We start from the raw sequence: 20,776 nt of genomic DNA on the forward strand, positions 1-20,776 counted from the left end.
CTGGGTGCTTAAGATGGAAAGAGAATTTGACGATGTGGGAAGTCATCGACGGACATTTTTGCAATCACTCGCCGCGCTCGGCGTACTCGGCGGCACCGGGACGGTGGGGACCGCCGTCGCGCAGGTCGAGGGCGCGGACGAATACCACAACACGCTCCTGAGCGATTTACAAGAGAACCACGAACTCCCGCAGGGTGAGTTCGTCTACGGACTGACAGAGCAGGACGTCGTCGACGCCTTCTCGTTCTCCGGTGCGGGGAGCGGGTCGATGTCGACGTTCGAGGTCAGCGATTCGGACGTCCCGATCACACAGGGCGTCCGCGTCGAGGTCAACGAGGAACCGAGCAACAACTGGGACTACTCCTACCAGGGATACGTCACCGACCGGTCGTTCAGCGCCGGTGACGTTCTCCTGGGCGTCGCGTACGTCCGGAGCGACACGGACGGCGCCGAGACCCAGGCGGGCTTCAAGTATCGGTACCAGGACTCCGAGGGAAGCACGTCCTACAGTAGCACGTTCGTCCAGGACGGCGCGTCGATCCAGCCGGACGGGGAGTGGAGCCGGTACTACTTCCCGGTCGAAATCGGCGAGAAACCCGACGGTTCCGACTACGAGCCCTATCTGGAGTTCTGGGCCGGATACGCCCAGCAGACACTGGAGTTCGGCGGTATCTCCCTGATCGACTACAGCGGTACCGACGTCTCGGTCGGCGACCTGCCCTCGGGCGCGAGCGACGGGGGACCGAATCCGCTGCTCGACTACGAGGGCCGCGCCGAGGACGCCCAGTGGCGCCAGGACGCCCGGGACCGCATCGAGGAGATCCGGAAGACGGATCTGGACGTCGAAGTCGTCGACGGCGACGGGAACGCGGTCCCCGGGGCGACCGTCGACCTCGCGATGCAGGAACACGCCTTCGACTTCGGGAGCGCCGTCTCGGCGGAACACATCAACGGCGACAGCGAAGACGACGAGATCTACCGGGAGACGTTCCTGGAGAACTTCAACAAGGCCGTCATCGAGAACGGCCTGAAGTACCCCGCGTTCCTGGGCGAGTGGGGCGACAGCAAGGAGGGCGCGAAGCAGGCCCTCGACTGGCTCAACCAGCGCAACGTCCCCACGCGTGGCCACTACCTCGTCTGGGAGGAGTACAGCACCGAGGGCGGCGGCGGGATGGGGATCGAGGACCCCGACTCGCTCACCGACGCGGAAGTCCAGCAGCAGATGCTCGACCGGATCACGGACCACGCCACCGACATCGGTGACGAGGTGACCGAGTGGGACATGCACAACCACCCAATCTGGCAGCCCAACATCAGGGACCGCCTGGGCTGGGACGCGGTCCTCGAGTGGTGGGAGGCCGGTAACGAGGCCACCGACGCGGAACTGTACACCAACGAGATGGGCAACGTCGCGGGCGACTTCTTCCGACAGCAGCACTACGACCTCGTCGAACGCCTGCTGGAAGACGGCGCGCCCGTCGACGGCGTCGGCTTCATGGGCCACGTCCAGTTCCCCAACGGCAACGTGACGCCGCCGAAGGAACTGGTCGAGACCTACGACCAATTCGCCGAACTCGGACTCCCGATCCTCATCGCGGAGTTCGACATCCAGATCGCCAGCCGCGACAACGAGGACCAGGTCGCGTGGCAGGCCGACTTCCTCAGGGACTTCCTGTACGCATCCTTCAGCCACGAGGCCGTCGAGGGCGTCATGTCCTGGGGCTTCTGGGCGGAGGACCACTGGCGGCCGACCGGCGCTTACTACGACTCGGACTGGACCATCCGGCCCCACGGCCAGCAGTTCGTGGACCTAGTCTTCGACGAGTGGTGGACCGAGGAACGCGGCGAGACCGGCGACGACGGCGTCTACACGACGCGCGGGTTCAAGGGCGAGTACGAGGTCGTCGCCTCCGACGGGACCCGGACCGGGAGCGCGACGGCGACGGTCGACGAGAGCGGTACCGTCACCGTCCAGATCACGCCGGCTTCCATCGCCGAAGTCGACGTCTCGGTCGACGCCAACACGCTGTGGGGCGACGAGACGGCGACGCTCGACGTCACCGTCCGGAACGAGGGCGGCGCGGAGCTTCCGCTGCCGGCCGACAACGTCACCTACGAGACCGACAACCCCGACGCCGTGATGGTCGACGAGTCCGGCACCGTCTCCGTCGTCGGCACCGGCGCCGCGACGGTGACCGCGACGGTCTCGGCCTACGGCGACACCGCCGCGGCGAGCGCGCGCTTCGCCGCCTACGGCGAGCCGACGGTCGACGACCAGGCGACGGACCTCTCGAAGACCGCCTCGGTCGACGGCGTCGAGGTGACGAACTACGAGGTCCGTCACGGCGACGACGCTCGCTTCCGGCTGGTCGACCCCTCCCAGAGCGGGTCGATCACCTACGAGGTCGACGGCGGCCTCTCCGCGTTCCGCACCGACGTCTACGTGAACTACGGCGAGTTCGACGGCGACGGCGACGTCTACGACGGACTCACGTTCGAGGTGTCGGCCGACGGCGAGAGCTTCGAGACGGTCGACGTCGAACCGACGACGGTGGAGGCCTCCGCCGAGTCGAACGACTACTTCGACCACCGGCGCTACCTCGTCACATCGGGGCTCCCCGGGGACGCGTCCTCCCTCCGGGTGACCATCTCCGAGGCCCAGAACAACTGGGCCGTCAACGTCGGCTCCGTCGAGATCTGGGGCGACACCGCAGACCTCGACGGCGTGGACGCGACCGGCCCGACGGTCCTGGTCGACGGCGTCCAGGACGGCGACACCTACGAGGCGCCCCACCCCGCCAGCGTTGCCATCGCCGACGACGAGAGCGACGTGACCGACGAGACGGTCACGCTCAACGGCGAGGCATTCTCGGACGGCCAGCTCACCGCCCGCGGCCGGAACCTGCTCTCGGCGAACGCGACTAGCGAGGGTGGCGTCACGACCGACCTCGAACTCGACTTCGAGGTCGTCGACGAGGAGGTCGGCGAGGAAGACGACCTGAACGCCCGGCTCGTGCCGAGCGCGACGGAGGGCGTTGTCGGTGACCGGTTCACCTTCGACGTCCGGGACACGACCGGCAGCGGTCACTGGATCGACACCATCGAGTGGGAGTTCGGCGACGGGACGGAGGCGACCGGCTGGTGGAACGAACACCGCTTCGACTCGCCCGGCGCCTACACGGTGTCGCTGCACGTCACCGACAACGAGGGAACGACCACGACCGACCAGGTCGTCGTCTGGGTCGCTGATCTCCAGAGCGAACTGGCGGTCGCCCGGCCGAGCACCACCGACGCGGACGTCGGCGAGCGCGTCGAGTTCCGCGTCGAGGACACGTCCGGCCAGGGCCGGTGGATCGACACGCTCGAGTGGGACCTGGGCGACGGGTCGACCGAGTCTGGCTGGTTCGCCGCGACCGAGTACGAGTCGTCGGGCACCTACACGGTCGAACTGACGGCAACCGACAACCTCGGTTACTCGACCACGAACGAAGTGGAGATCACCGTCTCCTGACGGAGACCGGTTCTCCGCCGGTTTCGGCCGGCTGAACCGACCGCCGCGCTATCGCGGAACCGCCGCTCTTCTTTGCTGTGCCGCCAGTTCGTCGGAACGACGGCCGGTGCCAGTTCCTTCGAGCCACGGCGACAGACAGGTCGTGCCCTCGAACCCTCTCCGGTGCCGACGATGACGTCTCTCGCCAGCCGGTGCTGAGACGGCGCTGCCCGGCACGGCCATCGCGACTCGAAAAAAGAGCGTGTACTGCCCCCGGTCGGGTGCCCGCCTGCGGGATCAGGAGATGTCGACGGTCACCTCGTCGGTGGACGAGGCGCCCTCGTTGTTCGTCGCGGTGAGGGTGACGGTGTAGCTGCCGGCGGACTGGTAGCGTTCGTCGGTGTACCAGCCGGTCGCCGTGGTGCCGTTGCCCAGGTCCCACTCCAGCGAGGAGATGTAGGTGCCGGAGTCGGTCGTGTCGGTGACGTGGAACTGGACCAGATCGCCGACGCTGGCCGAGGTGGTGCTCGGGTCAATCTCCGCGACGAGGTCGCCGGTTCCACCGCCCGTTCCGCCGGTGGTGCCGCCGGTCCCACCGGAGTCGCCGCCAGTAGTGCCACCGGAGTCGCCGCCGGTGGTGCCGCCGGAGCCGGAACCGCCGTCGAGCGAGAGGTCGATGTAGTTCAGGTCCCACCAGCTCTCGTCCATGGCGACGCGGACGACCTGCTGGCCGGCGTCGAGAGAGACGCCGGAAGTGGAGACGGTCTCCCAGGAGTCCCAGCCGCCCGTGGCGCCGAAGCTGACGTTCCCGCTGACGTTCTGACCGTTCACCTCGAGGTGGAACGCACCGCCGCCCGAATCGGACGCCACCAGCGCTTCGAGGGTGTACTCGCCGGCTTGCTGGACGTCGACGGTGTACTCGACCCACTCGCCGGACTCGATGTAACCGACGGAGTAGCCGGTCCCCCCGGAGTTCGAGGAGATGTCGACGCCCTCGCCCGTGCGCATCGCGCCGCCCTCGTTCTCGGACGTGTTGTCGCTGTAGGCCACGCCGGAGCCGCCCTCGTCGTACTCCTCGGCCGGGATCTGGCCGGGTACCGCGTGGGGCGTCCCGTTGTAGGGCTGCTGGCTGCCGCCGCCGCCGGACCCGCCGCCGGTGTCCCCGCCCGAACCGCCGCTGTCACCACCGGTGGTGCCGCCAGTGCCGCCAGTGCCGCCAGTACCGCCGGAACTGCCGACGGTGACGCTGGAGCTGCCGCTGGACTGGTAGCCTTCGGTGGCAAGGATCTGGTAGTCGTGGCTGCCCATGTTCAGGCCGGCGCTCTGCCAGGCGTCGAAGTGGTTGCCCGTGGTGATGGTGCCACTGGTCCGGGAGTTCTGTCGAATGCTCCAGTACTGAGTGAACGTCGCCGTCCCCTCGATGGAGGGCTGCTGAACCCGCTCGGACGTGTAGAGTTCGTAGGTCGAGCCGTCGGTCGTGTGAGTCCCGTGGGACTGGTCGCCGGGCTTGTAGCTGCCGTAGTCCTCGATGATGTAGTACTCGACGAGCGGATTCGTCGTCCACCCGTAGAGACAGAGGTAGGAGTTGCCCTGTGGGTTGTACTGGGCGTTGTAGTCGATGTTCCGGCGTGATCCGGTGGACCAGCCCTTGCCGAGGACGAAGTTACCCGTGTTGCTCCACTCGCAGCTGTAGTTGCCGCCGGATCCCAGCGTCATGGAGACCGAGCCCTCGTCGTTGGTCCAGAACGAGTAGAAGTACCCGTTGTGGGTGCCCGTCTGGTTCGAGGTGATCGTCTGTTGCTGGCCAGCGGCGGCGCCGGCGCCGACGCCGACCGCCGCGGTTGCGACGGCCGACTTCATGTAGGCGCGCCGGTCCATCGAGTCGAGCACGCCGTCGCCCCCGTCGGCGCCCGTCTCGCGAGGCCCGTTGCTTTCGTTCGCGTTCTCCGGTACGTCTCGTGTCGCTCGCTCCGTGTCGTCTGTCATGGTGTCAAACACCAGCAACGATCGTGTAGGTTGGCAACTTGATAAAACCCTGAGATACTTTAATTATTATCGCTTACAGTAGTTAATTATTACGCGGAAGGGACGGAACGACGGTGTGTCTCGACGTCTCTTCGACATCAGAAACGCCGCACTCGGCCTGCCGGAGCACTATCGTGGGCTCGTTCCCCGGACGAGCGGTCCCCGTGGTGCAGACGTCTGGGGAGGAAAGACGACGCGTCGACGAAACGCGGTGGCGCCGCTACCACCGGCTTCCGGTGGCGCGGCGTCACGTCGTTCGACCGCTACTGGTCGTCTGTGCAGTCGCCGAGAGCCGATTACGAGATCTGAACCGTCACCTCGTCGGTGGACGAGGCGCCCTCGTTGTTCGTCGCGGTGAGGGTGACGGTGTAGCTGCCGGCGGACTGGTAGCGTTCGTCGGTGTACCAGCCGGTGCCGGTCGAGCCGTTACCCAGGTCCCACTCGAGGGACGTGATCCAGTTTCCGGACCCCGAGGTGTCGTCGATGTGGAACTGGACGAGGTCGCCCGTGCTCGCCGAGGTCGTGCTCGGGTCGATCTCCGCGACCAGGTCGCCGCCGGTGCCACCGGTGCTGCCCCCGCTCGACCCACCAGTACTGCCGCCGGTGCTGCCACCGGTGGATCCGCCAGTGGAACCGCCGGTCGTTCCGCCGGACGAGCCACCGCTGGTCCCGCCAGTACTGCCGACGGTGACGCTGGAGCTGCCGCTGGACTGGTAGCCTTCGGTGGCCAGGATCTGGTAGTCGTGGCTGCCCATGTCGAGGCCGGCGCTCTGCCAGGCGTCGAAGTGGTTGCTCGTCGTGATGGTCCCACTCGTCCGCGAATTCGTTCGGATGGACCAGTACTGCGGGAACGTCGCCGTCCCCTCGATGGAGGGCTGCTGGACCCGCTCGGACGTGTAGAGTTCGTAGGTGGAGCCGTCGGTGGTGTGGGTGCCCTGTGACTGATCCCCGGGTTTGTAGCTGCCGTAGTCCTCGATGATGTAGTACTCGACGAGTGGGTCGGTCGTCCACCCGTAGAGACAGAGGTACGAGTTACCCTGTGGGTTGTAGTCGGCCGAGTAATCGATGGTCCTGTCCGAACCGGTACTCCAGCCTTTGCCGAGGACGAAGTTGCCCGTGTTGTTCCACTCGCAACTGTAGCTGCCGCCGGACTCCAGCGTCATGGTGACCGAGCCCTCGTCGTTGGTCCAGAACGAGTAGAAGTACCCGTCGTGGGTGCCCGTCTGGTTCGAGGTGATCGTCTGTTGCTGGGCGGTGGCGGCCCCGACGCCGAGGCCGACGGCCGCGGTTGCGGCCGCGGATTTCATGTAGGCGCGCCGTCCCATCGAGTCGAGCACGCCGCCGTCGGCGTCCCCGGTCGCTTCGATGTCGCTCAGTTCGTCCGTCGATACTCCCGTGTCGCTAGTGCCGTCGTCTGTCATGGTGTCAATTCACCGGCACGTATTCCGTTGGTTGGGGCATTGATAAATCCCGACGACAATTTAATTATTTATATATACATTAATTAATTACTGCAGACAAGTTATCGAAGAATTTGGCTCCAGCGTGCGCTCCTGACTGTCCGCTCGGCGGCCGTCGACACTCCGAAGGAATCGCGGTTGGGACGGTGGTCCGACCGTCCGGGCTGTTCGTCAGGCTACCGGTACCGTGGTGGTGGCCGTCGGGACCGTCGCCGGCGGTCCGCGACCACCCGACACTCGATCAGGAGATGTCGACGGTCACCTCGTCGGTGGTGGAGGTTCCCTCGTTGTCCGTCGCGGTGAGGGTGACGGTGTAGCTGCCGGCGGACTGGTAGCGTTCGTCGGTGTACCAGCCGGTCGCCGTGGTGCCGTTGCCCAGGTCCCACTCGAGGGACGTGATCCAGTTTCCGGACCCCGAGGTGTCGTTGATGTTGAACTGGACCAGGTCGCCGACGCTGGCGGCGGTGGTGCTGGGCGAGATCTCCGCGATCAGGTCGCCACCGGTGTCGCCGTCGCCGCCAGTACCACCGTCATCGTCGTCACCGCCGGTGTCTCCCGAACCATCGTCGTCCCCGCCAGTCGAGCCGTCGAGAGAGAGGGAGACGTTGTTGAGGTCCCACCAGCTCTCGTCCATGGCGACGCGGACGACCTGCTGGCCAGCGTCGAGAGAGACGCCGGAAGTGGAGACGGTCTCCCAGGAGTCCCAGCCGCCCGTGGCGCCGAAGCTGACGGTGCCCGAGACGTCCTGGCCGTCGACTTCGAGGTGGAAGGATCCACCACCGGAGTCGGAGGCGACGAGGGCTTCGAGGGTGTACTCGCCGGCTTGCTCGACGTCGACTGTGTACTCGACCCACTCGCCGGACTCGATGTAACCGATGGAGTAGCCGGAGCCGGCGGAGTTCGAGGAGATGTCGACGGCCTCGTCGGTGCGCATCGCGCCGCCCTCGTTCTCGGACGTGTTGTCGCTGTAAGCGACCCCGGAGCCGCCCTGGTCGTACTCCTCGGCCTGGATGGTCCCCGGGACGGCGTGGGGAGAGCCGTTGTAGGGCTGCTGCTCGCCGCTACCGTCGTCACCGTCGCTGCCGTCGTCACCGTCGTCGCCGTCGTCACCGTCGCCGGTACCGCTCCCGTCGACTGTGACGGTGACGGACGTCCCGCCGGTGCTCGTGACCGACACCGTCTGCGTCGTCGAGTCGCTGTCCGTCGAGACGGTGATCTCGTGCTCGCCGAGGAAGGCGTTCGTCGAGTAGGTGCCGCCGGAGTCGGTCGTCCCGGTCTCGTCGTTCCACCACTCGCCGTAGACGAGGTTCCGCCAGACGTCGAGACTTGGCTTTTCGGACCAGTCCTCGTAGAAGAACGGCGCGTCGTCCTCCCAGTGGCGGCCGTCCCAGAAGCCCCACACCAGGAAGGACCCGACGCCGGGATGACTGAACGTCAGCCGGAGGAAGCGCTCGAACCAGTCGGCCTTGGCCGACTCGTCCCAGTTGCTGCCCGACTGGTCGTACTCGGTGATCTTGAGGGTGTCCGTGAGCTGTCCGTACTCGTTGAGGATGCTGATGATCTGGCTGTCGCTCAGCGTCTCGTTCTGTGCGAAGTGACACTGCAGCCCCGTCGTCTCCAGGTCGATACCGTTGTCGAGCAGGTGCTGGATGTGGGTCTGGTAGCCCTGCTGGTCGCTGCCGTAGTCGCCGGCGATGGCGTTGTAGTCGTTGACCGCCAGCGTCGTGCCGCTGGGACGGACCTCCTCGGCCCGCTGGTACCAGTCGGCGACGATCTGTGCGGTCTCGGGGTTCGACGTGAACGGGTCGATGATCGTCGTCGAGTGCTGGACCTCGTTGAGGACCTCCCACTCGTGGATGTCGCTCCCGTAGTGGTTCATGATCTCGTCGATGTGTTGCATCGACAGTTCGCGGACCGTCTCCGTGTCGCCGTTGTCGATGGCGGTCTGGACGTCGCTCGGAACCGCGTAGTCGACGCCGTAGACGCAGACGTGCCCGCGCATGTCCATGCCCTGGTCGAGGATCCAGTTGGTCGCGTCGTCGGCGAGCTGGGTGTTCTGCTCCCAGAGGGCCCACTTGTGCTGGTTCTCCATCACCGCCGTGTTGAACAGCTCCGGGATGTACTCCCGGTAGTTGTCGCCGGCGCTGTTCTGGTTGATCAGCGTGTCGGCGTGGACCGCGGTCCCCCACCGGAAGTCGTGGGACTGCTGGGTGACGCTCACTTCCGCCCCCGAGACCGTGGACCCGTCGGAATTCTCGACGACCACTTCGAGGTCGCCGGTGCGATGTTCCTGGATGCGCTCTTCGGGCGTCTTGGACGTGTCCGCCGTCGCGCCCGCCGCCGGGGACGACGCTGCGGCGCCCAGCCCCGTGGCGGCCGCGGCGGCGCCCACCGCCTTCATGTAGTCGCGCCGGTCCATCGCCGCGAAGTCGTTTCGTCTGGATTTCGTTTCGTCTTCGGGTACGACCTCGACGTCCCGTGGCTCGTCTTCGCTCCCGTTCGATTCGTCTCTCACTGGTCGCCTGTCGTCGTCTTCCATGCTAACAGTTCACCAGCAACACTGATGGCTGGGCGCGTAATAAAACCGGATCATCAGACGATGAATTATCGATACACTAAATGAGATTAACTGCTGGGCGGGCGTGCTCTCCGTGCCCAGAGCGGCGCGCACTGGGGACCGATACCGGGTCGATTCCGCCGAGCGAATCGGTTCCTCAGTGCGGCGGGCGACCGTCGAAAAATCGGGTGCTGTCGGAAGGGAGCCGTGCCGATTACGGTGACTGGAACGTCCAGAGCTGGTTCGCACCGCCGTGCCAGTCGTACTGCTGGACGTTGGCGCCGTCGGACCCCGAGGAACTCTCGACCTCGACGGCCTTGTCGCTGTGGACGGGCTGGATGTGGTACTGGCCGCTGCCCTGGTCGTGGATGTGGAAGCGCTGGTTGTCGTTCCCGTAGTCCGTGTACTGCTGGACGTTGGCGCCGTTCCCGGTCGACGCGTTGGCGACGTCGAGCACTTTGCCGCTGTTGACGTTCTGGATGCGGTAGCCGTTCCCGGTGTCCTCGACGTTCCACTGCTGGTTGGAGCCGCCCCAGTAGGCGTACTGCTGGACGTTGGCGCCGTCGGACGTCGACTGGTTGGCGACGTCGAGGCCCTTGCCGCTGTTGACGTTCTGGATGCTGTAGGTCCCACTCGAAATGGAACCGGTCGAGCCACCGCTGTCGCCGCCGTCGCTGCCGCCACCACCACCGCCGCCACCACCGCCGGAGCTGCCGACGGTGACGCTGGCGCTGCCGCTGGACTGGTAGCCTTCGGTGGCCATGATCTGGTAGTCGTGGCTGCCCATGTTCAGACCGTGGTTCTGCCAGGCGTCGAAGTGGTTACCAGTGGTCACGGTCCCACTCGTCCGTGAGTTCTGGCGGATGGACCAGTACTGGGTGAAGGTCGCGTTGCCCTCGATGGAGGGCTTGTTCACTCGCTCGGAGGTGTAGATCTCGTAGGTCGACCCGTCAGTGGTGTGGGTGCCGTGGTAGCTATCACCTGGTTTGTAGCTGCCGTAGTCCTCGATGATGTAGTACTCGACGAGCGGATTCGTCGTCCACCCGTACACACAGAGGTACGAGTTACCCGAGGGGTTGTACTGGGCGTTGTAGTCGATGTTCCGGCGCGACCCGGTGCTCCATCCTTTCCCGCAGACGAAGTTCCCGGTGTCGCTCCAGTTGACGCTATAACTCCCGCCGGACTCCAGGTTCATCGTCACGGTCCCCTCGGAGTTCGTCCAGAACGAGTAGTAGTAGCCGCCGTGGTTCCCCGTCTGGTTCGAGGTGATGGCGGCGGCGGGGTTCGTCGCGGCGCCGACTCCCACTGCCGTCGCCGCGGCGGTGCCCACTGCTTTCACGTAGTCTCGACGGCCCATCCCACCGAGGCCGTTCCCGTCGTTCTCGGCAGCTACGTCTTCGACGCCCCCGCGGCCGTCGTCACTGCAGTTCGATCCGTCCCGCTTCGATCGCGTGTCGTCGTCTATCATGGTGTCTGTTCACACCGTCGTTGCAATAGCACTCATAGTTAATAAAACATACAGATCATTTAATGAATTATACTGAAAATTAGGAATAATCGGGCACCGGTCTGCGCCGTGGCGACGCGGCCACCGACGTCAGCGCCCGTCACGGCCGCACGTCGTGGGCGGAGGTCGAACGTCGCGCCAGCGTTGACCGGCAAAAAATCGGGTGCGGTCGGAAGGGATCTGCGCCGACTACGGCGACTCGAACGTCCAGAGCTGGTTGCCGTTGCCGTTCCAGTCGTACTGCTGGACGTTGGCGCCGTCGGACGTCGAGCCACTCTCGACTTCGACGGCCTTCTCGCTGTGGACGGGTTGGATGTGGTACTGGCCGCTCCCCTGGTCGTGGATGTGGAAGCGCTGGTTGTCGCTCCCGTAGTCCGAGTACTGCTGGACGTTGGCGCCGTCGGACGTGGACGAGTTGGCGACGTCGAGCACTTTGCCGCTGTTGACGTTCTGGATGCGGTAGCCGTTCCCGGTGTCCTCGACGTTCCACTGCTGGTTGGAGCCGCCCCAGTAGGAGTACTGCTGGACGTTGGCGCCGTCCTCGGTGGACGAGTTGGCGACGTCGAGGCCCTTGCCGCTGTTGACGTTCTGGATGCTGTAGGTCCCACTCGACAGCGATCCGGTGGACCCGTCGGAGCCGTCGTCGCTGCCACCGTCATCGCCGCCGCCACCACCGCCACCACCGCCGGAGCTACCGACGGTGACGCTGGCGCTGCCACTGCTCTGGTAGCCCTCGGTGGCCATGATCTGGTAGTCGTGGCTGCCCATGTTCAGACCGTGGTTCTCCCAGGCGTCGAAGTGGTTGCCCGTGGTGACGGTCCCGCTCGTTCGTGAGTTCTGCCGGATGGACCAGTACTGGGTGAACGTCGCATTGCCCTCGATAGAGGGCTTGTTCACTCGCTCGGAGGTGTAGATCTCGTAGGTCGACCCGTCGGTGGTGTGGGTCCCTTGGTAGCTATCACCTGGTTTGTAGCTGCCGTAGTCCTCGATGATGTAGTACTCGACGAGCGGGTTCGTCGTCCACCCGTACACACAGAGGTAGGAGTTACCCGAGGGGTTGTACTGGGCGTTGTAGTCGATGTTCCGCCGTGATCCAGTGGACCAGCCCTTGCCACAGACGAAGTTCCCGGTGTCGCTCCAGTCGACGCTGTAACTGCCGCCGGACTCGAGGTTCATCGTTACCGTTCCTTCGGAGTCCGTCCAGAACGAGTAGTAGTAGCCGCCGTGGTTCCCCGTCTGGTTCGAGGTGATAGCCGCAGCCGGGCTCGCTACGGCGCCGGCGCCGAGGCCGACCGCTGCAGTGGCGACGGCCGACTTCATGTAGTCGCGCCGTCCCATCGAGTCGAGCGCGCCGTCGTCGGCGTCCCCGGTCGCTTCGATGTCGCTCAGTTCGTCCGTCGATACTCCCGTGTCGCCTGTATCGTCGTTCGTCATTGTCGTGTTCGTTGGATAGCCGCATCGCTGTTCGGACCGGGGTTCGTCGACTACCGGTGGGCTGGCACCGTCTCGCCAGCCGTTTCGACGGGGCGAAACCGTTACCGTGGGGCGTCAGTCGCGTCGCTACCGCTCTTCGTCCGTGAACCTGGTCTTCGCCGTCCCCGCTCTCGGCGGGAACGTGGTCTGCCCGGCGCACCGCGATGGACACTCCCCCGCTGCTCGCCCGATCTCGTACCCGTCGAACCGGCCGTACCGGCCCGCGTAATACGTCGTCTACCGTCTCGTCAGTTGCGTTGTTTTACCAACGAATTGGTCATTGAGCTGTATATAGTTAAAAATTACCTAGAAAGATTGTTGTAACAACGAGTAAATCGCCGACACGTAGTCGTCCGATTCCGCTCCGTGGGCGCGCGCACCCGTCGCTCGGGGCGAGAGAGTTCGACGGGTGACCGAGAGCAGACCCACCGCTCGCGAAGAGGCGCCGCTGTACTGCCGCTATCGACATCGCAACCGCTATCGACGTCGAACTGACGAAAAATTGGCTGCGTCGCGAAACCGACTAGTGGTTCATGTAGACCGTCTTGGTCTGGGTGAAGAAGTCGATGGCCGCGTCGCCCTGCTCGCGGAACGTGTTCGTCGAGGACTGCTTGTAACCCCCGAAGGGGACGTGCAGTTCGAGACCGGTGGTCTTCTCGTTGACCTTGACGACGCCGGACTCGGAGCGGTCGACGAACTCGTGGGCCTCGGCGAGGTCGTCGGTGACCACGCTGGCCGAGAGCCCGTACTCAGTGTTGTTGGCCACTTCGATGGCCTCGTCGAAGTCCTCGACCTCGGTCACGGCGAGCACCGGACCGAAGACCTCCTCCTGGAAGATGCGCATGTCGGGGGTGACGTCGGAGAAGACGGCCGGCGTGACGAAGTAGCCGTCCGAGAGGTCGCCCTCGTCGACGCGGTCGCCGCCGAACTCGTGGGTCGCGCCCTCGGTCTTGGCGATGTCGACGTAGTCGAGGGTGGACTCGAACTCGCCTTCGTTGACGTGCGGGCCCATGCCCGGGTCGTCGAGGCCGGGACCGATGTCCAGGCTCTCGGCGTACTCGGTGATGCCCGCGACGAACTCGTCGTAGACGTCGGTGTGGACGATGGCGCGCGAGGTCGCGGTACAGGCCTGGCCGGTGACGCCGAAGGCGCCGACGCCGACGATGTCGACGGCCTCGTCGACGTCAGCGCTGTCGGTGACGATGGTCGGGTTCTTGCCGCCCATCTCGGCCTGGGCGCGCTTGGTGTCGTCGGTCGCCGCGTCGTAGACCTGGAGACCGACCTGCGTGCTCCCGGTGAAGGAGACGGCGTCGACGTCGTCGCTGTCGGTCAGCGTGGTGCCGACGCTGCTACCGGACCCGACGACGACGTTGACGATGCCGTCAGGGGCACCGGCCTCGTCGAGCGCCTTGGCGAGTTCGAGGGCCGGGCCGGGCGCCTGCGTGGCGGGCTTGAGGACGACGGCGTTCCCCGTCGCGAGCGCCGGCGCCATCTTCCAGGCCGGGATGGCGATGGGGTAGTTCCACGGCGTGATCAGACCGGCGACGCCGACGGGCTCCTTCCGCGTCGAGACGGAGGTGCGGCCGCCGCTGGCACCCTTGACGGTCCCACCGAAGTCGTAGGCCTTCTCCGCGTAGTAGTAGAAGATGTCGATGGCGCGCTGGACTTCCCCGCTGGCCGAGGACAGCGGCTTGCCCTCTTCACGCGTGAGCAGCTCGGTCAGTTCCTCCTTGCGCTCTTCCAGGATGGCGCCGGTCTCCCGGAGGATCGCGCCGCGGTCCGGTGCGGGCATGTCTGCCCACTCGCCCTGCGCGGCCGACGCGGCTTCGACTGCCGCGTTCGCGTCGGACTCGCCACCGTAGTGGTACGTGTTGACGACTTCCGTCGTGTCGGCGGGGTTGGTCACGTCGACCGTGTCGCCGGACTCGGCGGCGACCCACTCCCCGTTGACGTAGTTCTGCTTTGGCTCTGGCATACACTGAAAGGATCGACGCCCGGTTACTTACTATTTCCCTTCCGGGAGACAGAGCGGCGAGTCCCGGAGTGGTCGCCGGCCCTCTCCACCTGTGCCCTCGGACGCCGTAGATCGGCCGCTCGTCCCCACTGCTGGAGCTCTGACGGTCGCCCGCAGGCGAACTCACGTTCGTAAATACTGAACAGATTTTTATAGGTGGCACCGCCAGGGGAACTATGGGCCCGTCAGCAACGAACCCGGTGAAATCGATCGAGGCGATGTTCACTATCGTCGAAGCTCTCAAGGAGCTCGACGGTGCGGGCGTCACCGAGCTCGCCGACCACCTCGAACTCCCCAAGAGCACCATCCACAACTACCTCGCCACGCTCGAACAGGAGGAGTACGTCGTCAAGGAGGGGACGACCTACCGCGTCGGCCTGCGCTTTCTCGACCTGGGCGCGTACGCCCGCGACCAGGTCGAGATGTTCGAAGTGGCCAAACCCGAGCTCGAACACCTGGCCAGCGAGACGGGCGAACTCGCCAACCTCCTCGTCGAAGAGCACGGGAAGGGATCCTACCTCTACCGGACGCGCGGCGAGATGGCCGTCCAGGTCAAGGGCCACGTCGGCACGCGCGCGCCCCTCCACAGCACCGGTCTCGGCAAGGCCATCCTCGCGCACCTCCCCGAGGAGCGCGTCGAGGCCATCGTCGACCACCACGGCATGCCCGCCTCCACCCCCGAGACCATCACCGACCGCGACGAACTGTTCGACGAACTCAAACGGATACGCGACCGGGGCTTCGCCTTCGACGACGAAGAACGGCTGCGCGGGCTCCGCTGCGTCGCGGCGCCCATCCTGGCCAACGACGACGTCGTCGGGGCGATCAGCGTCTCCGGCCCGACCAACCGGCTCCGGGACACCCGGTACAGGGAGGAACTCCCCCAGAAACTCCTCGAAGTCCAGAACGTCATCGAACTGAACGTCACCTACTCCTGACGGCCGACCGTACTGTTCACGATCGCTGAATACGTGGCCTGACCGACCGCATATTCGCAAGCCGGCGGGCCTATCCGGTCGAATTTCTCCGTCGTCGGCGCCTAACACCGGTACGTCTGTTATCTGACCTGCCGCCGCGTCGACTGCGATCCGTCACTGAAACACCGGCCGATCGCTCGATCCCAGAGGGCGGTCGGGATCTCGTCGCCGCCTCGCTGTCACTTCAGCGCCGGTCTCGGAAACTGTCGCCCGGGCCGACTCCGCGACGGCAGCAAGCTGTCGCCTATACTGAATGGCATCCAGGCGGGAGTGACTGGGACGTACGTCTCGGGTTCGTCGCAACCGCCGTCTTGCAGTTGCCGGCCCAACTTTCTGATGGAAGCGGCCCCAATCGACCGCTGGCGCGCTTCGTCGACGACTGTATCGCCCGCAGAACAGCCACGACCGCGACTGCGACGAACCCAATGACTCACCACAACCACGACGATTCCCGACAGCAGCGACGCCAGCATCGCACCAGACAGCCGACCCAGCACCGCGGCGGCCAGGGCGACCAGCGGGGCGAACACGCGGAGAGCCAGCAGGGGCCTGGTCGGATGGGCGCACAGCGACACCAGCAGTCACAACAGCGCGGCCACCGGTCACAGCCTGCCCAGCAGTCACAGCAGCACACCCAGCAGTCACAGCAGCACACCCAGCAGACAGGTGGTGGGCAGCAGCGCCAGCCCACAGGCCAGGGGCGCCGGGAGCAAGCGGGTCACCGGGGCGGTCAGCAGCGGGCTGGTGGCCGGGGCTTCACCCCCCAGTCCAGCCCACAGCGCAACCAGCAGCGACCGGGCCAGCAGGGAAGCCGCCAGCAACCCGGCCAGCAGCAGCCGGGCCAGCGAGGCGTCGGACAGCAGGGCGGCTGGCAGGGTGAGACGAACGCGGGCCTGCAGTACGGCGGCGAGGCCCGTCACGACCAGTCGCCCCACCACGTCGGCGCACAGCAGCGTTTCGGCGAGCCCAGCCGGGCCGAACAGGGCGGTCGACTGAACGAGCCACAGTCCTCGCCACAGGACCAGCACTACTCCCAGGGGTCCTACCCACAGGTCGGCGGGGCTCAGGGCGGTCCACAGCAGCGCCGCTCCCAGGCCCAGCAGGGACAACAGCGCCGGGAGCGGCAGCATCAGAGCACTCAGTCCCGTGGCCAGCAGCGAGGCGGTCAGGCTGGCCAGCAGCGAGGCGGTCAGGCTGACCAGCAGCGAGCCGGTGGTCAGCAGGGCGGATACGGGCAGGCTGACCAGCAGTATGGCGGTGGTCAGCAGGGCGGCTACGGCCAGGAGAGCCAGCAGCGTCCGCAGGGACAGCGAGCTCAGCAACGGGGCCAGCACAGCGGCCAGCAGCGCCAGGCCGGCGGGCCAGACGAGCGGGAACAGCGGAACCTGCCGCGCCAGGAGTAACTGGCCTCATCGTGTCGGTTGAAAGCCCGTACCGTCGTCCGGCGTGACCTGTGCCGTCGAACGCCGGGGAAACGGTACAACCGACACGATCAGACAGCGTCGGCGTCGAAGACTATCAGACAGCGTCGGCGTCGAAGAGGCGCCGGCAGAGTTTCCGCTGGGCGCTCCGGAGGTGGCCGTTGAACGTCGGCTGACTGATGTCCATCGTCTCGGCGATCTCCTTTCCGGTCCGGGGACGAGGTCGTTCGAAGAAGCCGCTGAAGTAGGCCGTCTGTATCGCCTCCAGCTGCCGCGGCGTCAGTTCGTCGGTCATCGTCCCGTGGAACTCCGCCGTCGTTCGGCAGCCGCGTTCGTCGCTGTAACGGGCCAGCAGCTCCGACCCGGGGTACCTGGTCCGGAACATCTCGACGAACTCGCGGACGGCGGCGTCGGCGGCGAGTTCGACGACCACCGTCGCCTCCCCGTCCGCGGCGGTCCCCTCGCGGAGGCGGCCGCCGTGTTCGAGCACCGTCCCGGCCAGGCTCTCCGCCTCGAGCGTCGCCTCGAAGTGACAGCGTTGCTCGCCGTCGTCGGTCTGGGCCGAAACCAGGTCCAGGTCCGTCACGGGGAGGCGCGGTTCGAGCGCGAGGACGTCGTCGGCCGGGGAACCCGTCGTGGTGAAGTACCCGCGCAGGCGGCCGTCAGATCGCGGAACGACGGTGTCGAGAGACGCCGAACAGTCGGCCTCGTCGGCGATCGTCACGAGTGGGAGCGCGTCGTCGTCGACGGCGAACTCGAGGACCGCGGCCTCCTCGCTCACGAGCGCCTTCTTGCTCTCGACGGCGTTGATCGCGTGGGCGATGGTCTCGCTCAGTTCGCCGAGCACGGACCGTTCGAGTTCGTCGAACACGCCCGGGCTGTCCCCGTAGAGCGTGAGGACGCCGTAACAGGTGTCCTGGTACACAAGCGGGAGCGAGATGGCGGCGTGGTAGCCACGGTTCAGGGCCGCCTGGCGCCAGGACGCACAGCGCTCGTCGGAGAGCACGTCGTTGGCGAACTGGGGCTCCCGGCGGTCGACGGCACGAGCGGCGGGGTGGTCGCTCTCCTCGCCCTCGTCGGCGTCGACTGTGAGGCCGTCGAGGGAGCCCTTCTCGGCGCCCGCGGACTCCCGTGGCCGTACCGCCCCGGTGACCCGGTCGACGTCGCCGACCCACGCGAGTTCGTAGGGGCCGCCGGTCGCCAGGCGCTCGCAGACGACGGACTCGATCTCCGTCCGCGTCGACGCCTGGACGAGCGCCTGGTCGATGCTCCGGATGATGTCGTTGACCCGGTCCAGCCGTTCGAGCGTCTCGTTTTGCGTCTCCAGGGTCTGTTCGCGCTCCTGGAGCTGTCGTTCCCGTTCGACGCGGGCAGTCACCGTCTCGAGGGTGGCTGCCGTGGCCTCGACGAAGTCGCGCTCGGCGGACCCGAACCCGTCGCGGTCTATCGTCGCCGTCACGAACAGCCCGTGGGCGCCGAGGGGGATAGCGACGGCCTCGGTGAGGTCGTCGTTCGCGCCGGGCAGTTCACCCACGTCGTCGACCGTCCGCACCTCGTTCGCGACGAACGTCTCCCAGAACGGGCCCGTCTCGGGGTCACACAGCGATTCGGTCGGCATGCCGTCGGCGGCGTCGTCCGTCTCTGCGATGGCGCGCAGGCCGCCTTCGTCGTGGTCGTACCCGAGGACGGTCGAGACGGGCAGTTTCAGCGTGGACTCGGCGTGGTCGACGGCGGCCTCGGCGACGTCCTCGTGGCCCTCCATGCGGAGCAGGTCCCGGGCCATCTCGTTGAGCGCCGCGAGCTGGGCCTCCCGGTGTTCGCGTTCGAGTTCGTAGCCGATCCACTGGCTCGTCAGCTCCACGACGGTCCGTTCGTGGTCCGTGAACGGTTCCGTTCGCGGCGACCCGGAGGCGAAACAGACGGTCCCGTACAGTTCGCTCCCGAGCGTGACCGTGGTCCCGACGTAGCTCTCGTGGCCCCAGACGTCGTAGGCCGGGTCGTCGTCCCATCCCTGCCTGGCCGCGTGTTCGACGGTCAGGGGCGCTTCGCGGGAGAGGACCTTCCGGCAGTACGTCTCCTCGACCGGCGTCGGGTCCCCGTCGTCGAACCGCTCGTGACCGCCGACGGCCGCGACGGTCGCCAGTTCGTCGCCGTCCCACCGGGTCAGCGCGGCACAGTCCAGGCCGAGGCGCTCCTGGCCCAGTTCCAGCAGTCGCTGCACTTTCCGTTCGAAGGGCCTGTCGGGGTCGGCGACGACCTCGTTCTGTTCGCGGAGGTAGCGTTCGCGCTCCTGGAGCGCGACCTTCGCCTCGGCCCGCTCGGTGAGCGTCCGCAACATGCGGTCGATCTCGCGGTCGGGCTGGTCCGGCCCGAAGAACTCCTCGGGCGGGGTGTAGTAGACGTTGTGGCAGACGGTACTGTCGTAGACGAGATGCGGGTGGGTCTGGATGACGGTGCCGAGCACCTCCGGTGGGAACCGCGACCGGTCGTACTGGCACAGCGCGATGCAGTCCTCGCCGTGGAACAGGTCGTTCACCTTCGACTCGTAGGCCATGAAGTCGGCCGTCGAGGTGGCCTCCTCGAGCAGCCAGCCGACGGACGCCGCGAGCCGGAGCGCCTCGTATTCGCGGGTCGCCTCGTCGATGACGTCCGCGTAGAACTCGAGCATCTCGTCCGGGTCGAACTGCCCGTCTCGCAGGTAGGTCTCCTCGACCGTGTGGAAGGTGAGCGCACCGGTGTCGAGCGCCGCGTCCACGTCGACGTCGGTGCGTCGGAGGCCCGCGAGGACGGCGTCCTTGCTCTCCGTTTCCAGGAGGCACATGCACCGTTCGCCCCGGCGGAGGCCCTGTTCCAGGTACGGCACGGTCGCCGCGACCTGTTCGGCCCGGTTCTCGTAGATCAGGGCCATGTGTTCGTTCGCCTCGTGCCCGTCGAGCGACTCGACGGGGCCGCGGAACGACGGGCTCGACCGGAGCGCGTCGAGGCCCCGCTCGAGGGTGAGGACGTCGTCCTCCTCGCGCGATACCCGTTCGATCAGGCTCATGCGACCACCCGGACCGTCGATACTCGCCGTCCAGTGCGGGAGTCCGTGGCGAGTTCGAGTGCTATCGACGCGGCGCCCGTGTCGATCTGTGACGATCGAGAGGATGGTTGCAGTTCAGACATGATTGTCTCACTCAGTTCGCCCGGGCCCACCGGATCCCGCGTGGAACTTCCCGACGTCCCCGGGTTCGTAACCACTTGGCCGGATGATTCACTGGGGCATAAGAATTGTGCCTCGACAATCAGATCTGCAGATTGACACCGACGGCGAGCCGGTTCGTTACCAGTTTCGGACCGGCGCCGGCGGTGTTCGGGGGACGAAACCGAGAACTGCGAAACCGACAACTCTGCTAGAGACGGCCAGTGAACGGCGCGTTCGCACCGGGTCGTGGCCCGGTCGTCACGGGGTCACTGCCCGGCCGCGCTGGCCCGGGAGTCCTCCCCGACTCCGGCGGCCCGGTGCGGCCGGACGTCGACTTCGACGCCGTCGACGGTGCCCCGCTCACCGGTGACCACCACCTCGTGACGCTCGTAGGTGAACGCCACCTGCCCCGCACAGCCGCCGTCGAACAGCGCGTCCAGCGCCTCCGGGTCGATGGTCTCGTACAGCGGGTCCAGGTCGACCGGGTCGACGTCGTCGGCGTCCGCGACGGCGTAGATGACCGCTTCGTGCACTGACGTCTCGTGAACAATCGCGTCCGAACTGAAACTCATCGTCGTGACCAATGCCCGCCCGTGGCATATGCGTGCTCGCGATATCGATAGGGCCCGGGAACGTCGGGACCTATCCATATCGGATCCGGGGGCCTG

Annotated in this window: 11 protein-coding genes; 2 read left to right on the forward strand and 9 right to left on the reverse strand. The window is 66.4% G+C overall.

The genetic code is table 11. The annotated features are described in order from the left end of the window. Nucleotides 1-58 precede the first annotated feature (58 nt). A complete protein-coding gene (locus tag BM337_RS20935; RefSeq protein ID WP_177227158.1) occupies nucleotides 59-3,511 on the forward strand; it encodes an endo-1,4-beta-xylanase in 3,453 nt (1,150 codons plus the stop codon). A 276-nt stretch (nucleotides 3,512-3,787) separates the two neighbouring features. Here BM337_RS20935 and BM337_RS04535 read toward each other — a convergent pair whose 3' ends face one another. The 6 genes from BM337_RS04535 to xacF all read right to left on the reverse strand — a co-directional run bounded on the left by BM337_RS04535 (nucleotide 3,788) and on the right by xacF (nucleotide 14,487). Next, the gene (locus tag BM337_RS04535; RefSeq protein ID WP_245778606.1) at nucleotides 3,788-5,476 is read right to left on the reverse strand and encodes a glycoside hydrolase family 11 protein; all 1,689 of its coding nucleotides are present in this window, start codon (nucleotides 5,474-5,476) and stop codon (nucleotides 3,788-3,790) included. A 335-nt stretch (nucleotides 5,477-5,811) separates the two neighbouring features. Next, nucleotides 5,812-6,936 carry a glycoside hydrolase family 11 protein gene (locus BM337_RS04540; protein ID WP_342713946.1) on the reverse strand — a complete coding sequence of 375 codons (1,125 nt, stop codon included), beginning with the start codon at nucleotides 6,934-6,936 and terminating at the stop codon, nucleotides 5,812-5,814. A 280-nt stretch (nucleotides 6,937-7,216) separates the two neighbouring features. After that, entirely contained in the window at nucleotides 7,217-9,514 is a 2,298-nt protein-coding gene (locus BM337_RS04545; protein ID WP_089814322.1) for an endo-1,4-beta-xylanase, read from the reverse strand. A gap of 232 nt (nucleotides 9,515-9,746) precedes the next feature. Then, a complete protein-coding gene (locus BM337_RS04550) occupies nucleotides 9,747-11,000 on the reverse strand; it encodes a glycoside hydrolase family 11 protein (protein WP_245778608.1) in 1,254 nt (417 codons plus the stop codon). A 228-nt stretch (nucleotides 11,001-11,228) separates the two neighbouring features. Beyond that, nucleotides 11,229-12,473: a glycoside hydrolase family 11 protein gene (locus BM337_RS21710; RefSeq protein WP_089814324.1), complete on the reverse strand. Its 1,245-nt coding sequence runs from the start codon at nucleotides 12,471-12,473 to the stop codon at nucleotides 11,229-11,231. A 562-nt stretch (nucleotides 12,474-13,035) separates the two neighbouring features. Further along, complete coding sequence (xacF, locus tag BM337_RS04560) at nucleotides 13,036-14,487, reverse strand: 2,5-dioxovalerate dehydrogenase (protein ID WP_089814326.1); 1,452 nt, start codon at nucleotides 14,485-14,487, stop codon at nucleotides 13,036-13,038. A gap of 215 nt (nucleotides 14,488-14,702) precedes the next feature. Between xacF and BM337_RS04565 the strand changes: the two genes are divergently transcribed. Next, complete coding sequence (locus tag BM337_RS04565; protein WP_089814328.1) at nucleotides 14,703-15,464, forward strand: IclR family transcriptional regulator; 762 nt, start codon at nucleotides 14,703-14,705, stop codon at nucleotides 15,462-15,464. 680 nt (nucleotides 15,465-16,144) lie between these two features. Here BM337_RS04565 and BM337_RS04570 read toward each other — a convergent pair. From BM337_RS04570 to BM337_RS04580, 3 genes are all read right to left on the reverse strand, one after another. Continuing rightward, nucleotides 16,145-16,837 carry a hypothetical protein gene (locus BM337_RS04570; RefSeq protein WP_089814329.1) on the reverse strand — a complete coding sequence of 231 codons (693 nt, stop codon included), beginning with the start codon at nucleotides 16,835-16,837 and terminating at the stop codon, nucleotides 16,145-16,147. A gap of 184 nt (nucleotides 16,838-17,021) precedes the next feature. Further along, nucleotides 17,022-19,967 carry an MEDS domain-containing protein gene (locus BM337_RS04575; protein ID WP_089814332.1) on the reverse strand — a complete coding sequence of 982 codons (2,946 nt, stop codon included), beginning with the start codon at nucleotides 19,965-19,967 and terminating at the stop codon, nucleotides 17,022-17,024. Nucleotides 19,968-20,374: 407 nt separating this feature from the next. After that, entirely contained in the window at nucleotides 20,375-20,680 is a 306-nt protein-coding gene (locus BM337_RS04580; protein WP_089814334.1) for a HalOD1 output domain-containing protein, read from the reverse strand. Between the last annotated feature and the right edge of the window lie 96 nt (nucleotides 20,681-20,776).

Origin of the sequence: Halomicrobium zhouii (assembly GCF_900114435.1) — an archaeon.
GTDB lineage: Archaea > Halobacteriota > Halobacteria > Halobacteriales > Haloarculaceae > Halomicrobium > Halomicrobium zhouii.

Excerpts from the sequence above, each read along its gene's own strand:
- BM337_RS04535 (WP_245778606.1), bottom strand. The coding sequence starts at position 5,476 with ATGACAGACGACACGGAGCGAGCGACACGAGACGTACCGGAGAACGCG.
- BM337_RS04540 (WP_342713946.1), bottom strand. The coding sequence starts at position 6,936 with ATGACAGACGACGGCACTAGCGACACGGGAGTATCGACGGACGAACTG.
- BM337_RS04545 (WP_089814322.1), bottom strand. The coding sequence starts at position 9,514 with ATGGAAGACGACGACAGGCGACCAGTGAGAGACGAATCGAACGGGAGC.
- BM337_RS04550 (WP_245778608.1), bottom strand. The coding sequence starts at position 11,000 with ATGATAGACGACGACACGCGATCGAAGCGGGACGGATCGAACTGCAGT.
- BM337_RS21710 (WP_089814324.1), bottom strand. The coding sequence starts at position 12,473 with ATGACGAACGACGATACAGGCGACACGGGAGTATCGACGGACGAACTG.
- xacF (WP_089814326.1), bottom strand. The coding sequence starts at position 14,487 with ATGCCAGAGCCAAAGCAGAACTACGTCAACGGGGAGTGGGTCGCCGCC.
- BM337_RS04565 (WP_089814328.1), top strand. The coding sequence starts at position 14,703 with ATGGGCCCGTCAGCAACGAACCCGGTGAAATCGATCGAGGCGATGTTC.
- BM337_RS04575 (WP_089814332.1), bottom strand. The coding sequence starts at position 19,967 with ATGAGCCTGATCGAACGGGTATCGCGCGAGGAGGACGACGTCCTCACC.
- BM337_RS04580 (WP_089814334.1), bottom strand. The coding sequence starts at position 20,680 with ATGAGTTTCAGTTCGGACGCGATTGTTCACGAGACGTCAGTGCACGAA.